This is a genomic window from Streptomyces sp. NPDC051963, assembly GCF_044593495.1.
In the GTDB taxonomy this organism is placed as follows: Bacteria; Actinomycetota; Actinomycetes; order Streptomycetales; family Streptomycetaceae; genus Streptomyces.
Map to the genome: position 1 here is coordinate 1 of NZ_JBIUCC010000029.1, position 2,042 is coordinate 2,042.

A 2,042-nucleotide genomic window follows, 5' to 3' on the forward strand; every position below is an offset into this window, starting at 1 on the left:
GGGTCGGCATACACGGCCACGCTCGCGATACCGGCATCCCGGCAGGCCCGGGCAACGCGGACAGCGATTTCGCCACGGTTGGCGATGAGCACCTTGCGCACGATTGAGGCTCCCTCCTTGAAACAAGCCGAGTTTAGGGACTGCCGACACGACACTTCGACCCGTCCCCAATGGTGAGCTTGCCCACACGGAGCGTGATACGAGGCTTGCTCGACCTGCGAAATCCCTTGTCGCACCTCGGTACGCAGGACTCCTCCCGAAAACCCTAGCCCCCCGATGTGGTCAAGGTCTCTGTGAGAGCGTGCTGCGCCACACTCTGTTTCTTTGTGGAGTCCCTACGAATGGCCCAACGATTCTTTGCCCTCCGTAGAACCCTTGTCCCGCGGTTTACCCGTTAGTAGCGTTCACGCTGTATCGAACGTACTCGAGGTAACAAGTGCTCGGCTTGAGAGTGGGTGGGGACCGGTGGTGCGCAGACCGGTGGCGTGGGTCGTGGCGGTCGTGCTGTTCGTGGAGGCGCTCTTCATCGCCGCACTGAACTGGTTCCTGGGGGTGGTCGTCGATCGCCAGGACATGTCCCTGGCAGGTCTGGACCCGGACATGATGTCCCTGTCCTCGAAGATCGGCGGCGTGGTCTTCGGCCTCTACTTCGCCTTCTGCGCTCTGGTCGCCCTGCTCGTGGCCCTGCGCGGCCACCGCCCCGCCGGCTTCGGCCGGGTCCTGCTCATCAGCTGCGCCGTGGTGCACGGCCTGCTGGGCGCCTTCACCTGGGGCCTGGTGGGCTGGCCGGCGTTCCTGTTCATGATGCTGGTGCTCGGCCTCGTCGTGCTGCTGCTGATGACGTACGACGCCGAGGAGGGGCCCGCCGCCCGGGAACCCGAGGACAGCAAGCCCGGCAACGGCGGCTCCCCGGTCACCCCTGGGCCGGCGCCCACAACTCCGTGATCCGAACGCCGAGTTCGGCCAGCAGCCGGCGTACGAGGGGCAGGCTGATGCCGATCACATTGCCGTGGTCGCCGTCGATGCCGTCGATGAACGGCGCCGACCGGCCGTCGAGCGTGAACGCCCCGGCGACATAGAGGGGTTCGCCCGAGGCGACGTACGCGGCGACCTCCTCGTCGGTCGGCTCGCCGAAGCGGACGACGGTGGAGGCGGTGGCGGAGACATACCGGCCGGTGACCGTGTCGTAGACGCAGTGCCCCGTCTGGAGGGTCCCCGCGCGTCCGCGCATCGCCTTCCAGCGGGCGGTGGCCTCCTCGGCGTCGGCGGGCTTGCCGAGGGCCTCGCCGTCCAGGTCGAGCACCGAGTCACAGCCGATCACCAGCGCGCCGAGGACCTCCGGCTTGGCCGCGACCACGGAGGCCTTGGCCTCGGCGAGCGCGAGGGCCAGCTCGGCCGGGGTGGGTGCGGTGACGGCGTCCTCGTCCACACCGCTGACGATCACTTCCGGGGCCAGTCCGGCCTGGCGGAGGAGGTTCAGGCGGGCGGGGGACTGGGAGGCGAGCACAAGGCGGCGGGGCGGCGCGTCTGTCATGCGTTCAGCGTAGTCGCTGCCGCTCAGCCCAGGCCGATCACGATCATGGCCAGCACCATGGCCAGGGCCATGAGAACGCCGAGCCGGCGGAGCATGTTCTGCGTCTCGCGCAGTTCCTCCGGGGGTTCGTTCTCGGGGTCGGACCACAGCATGTCACCAGCGTGCGGCTGGGCAGAGGGCGGCGCCTGAGTAGCCGTACTCAAATCGGTACCCAGTGTTGTACTTCTGTGCGCGGTTCCCCGCGCCCCTGGGTGGGCTGTGCCTAGCCCGGCCAATAAGTGCGGGTCCATGCCGAGGGCCCCGGCTGGGGCACGCGCTGCGCCGCGATTCTTGCCGGGTCCGACCAGGAGTCTCTGTCTCCTGCTGCGCCGGATGGCTCGGCTCCTGCCGCCGCCGTGCGGGCCCTGACCACCGCCAGGGCGGCGGCCAGTTCCTCCGGGGTCGGGTTGCCCCGTACGACCTTGATGGTCATGGTGGCTCCTAGAGGGGGATGTTGCCGTGCTTCTTC

Annotated in this window: 5 protein-coding genes; 1 reads left to right on the forward strand and 4 read right to left on the reverse strand. The window is 68.6% G+C overall.

Features of this window, described 5'->3' with window-relative positions; all coding sequences use genetic code 11:
• The coding region (locus tag ACIHFB_RS45790; RefSeq protein ID WP_158786612.1) for a biotin carboxylase N-terminal domain-containing protein at window positions 1–101 on the reverse strand (101 nt) is incomplete at its 3' end.
• A gap of 364 nt (window positions 102–465) precedes the next feature.
• Here ACIHFB_RS45790 and ACIHFB_RS45795 point away from each other — a divergent pair.
• A complete protein-coding gene (locus tag ACIHFB_RS45795; RefSeq protein ID WP_365288685.1) occupies window positions 466–945 on the forward strand; it encodes a hypothetical protein in 480 nt (159 codons plus the stop codon).
• Here the strand turns inward: ACIHFB_RS45795 and ACIHFB_RS45800 are convergent.
• The 3 genes from ACIHFB_RS45800 to ACIHFB_RS45810 all read right to left on the reverse strand — a co-directional run bounded on the left by ACIHFB_RS45800 (window position 914) and on the right by ACIHFB_RS45810 (window position 2,006).
• Complete coding sequence (locus tag ACIHFB_RS45800) at window positions 914–1,534, reverse strand: nucleoside triphosphate pyrophosphatase (protein WP_365288687.1); 621 nt, start codon at window positions 1,532–1,534, stop codon at window positions 914–916. The two genes, ACIHFB_RS45795 and ACIHFB_RS45800, sit on opposite strands and share 32 nt — an antisense overlap.
• 23 nt (window positions 1,535–1,557) lie before the next feature.
• Window positions 1,558–1,686: a morphogenic membrane protein MmpB gene (gene mmpB / locus ACIHFB_RS45805; RefSeq protein WP_365288689.1), complete on the reverse strand. Its 129-nt coding sequence runs from the start codon at window positions 1,684–1,686 to the stop codon at window positions 1,558–1,560.
• A 110-nt stretch (window positions 1,687–1,796) separates the two neighbouring features.
• The gene (locus ACIHFB_RS45810; protein ID WP_365288692.1) at window positions 1,797–2,006 is read right to left on the reverse strand and encodes an acyl-CoA carboxylase epsilon subunit; all 210 of its coding nucleotides are present in this window, start codon (window positions 2,004–2,006) and stop codon (window positions 1,797–1,799) included.
• Between the last annotated feature and the right edge of the window lie 36 nt (window positions 2,007–2,042).

Excerpts from the sequence above, each read along its gene's own strand:
- mmpB (WP_365288689.1), bottom strand. The coding sequence starts at position 1,686 with ATGCTGTGGTCCGACCCCGAGAACGAACCCCCGGAGGAACTGCGCGAG.
- ACIHFB_RS45800 (WP_365288687.1), bottom strand. The coding sequence starts at position 1,534 with ATGACAGACGCGCCGCCCCGCCGCCTTGTGCTCGCCTCCCAGTCCCCC.
- ACIHFB_RS45810 (WP_365288692.1), bottom strand. The coding sequence starts at position 2,006 with ATGACCATCAAGGTCGTACGGGGCAACCCGACCCCGGAGGAACTGGCC.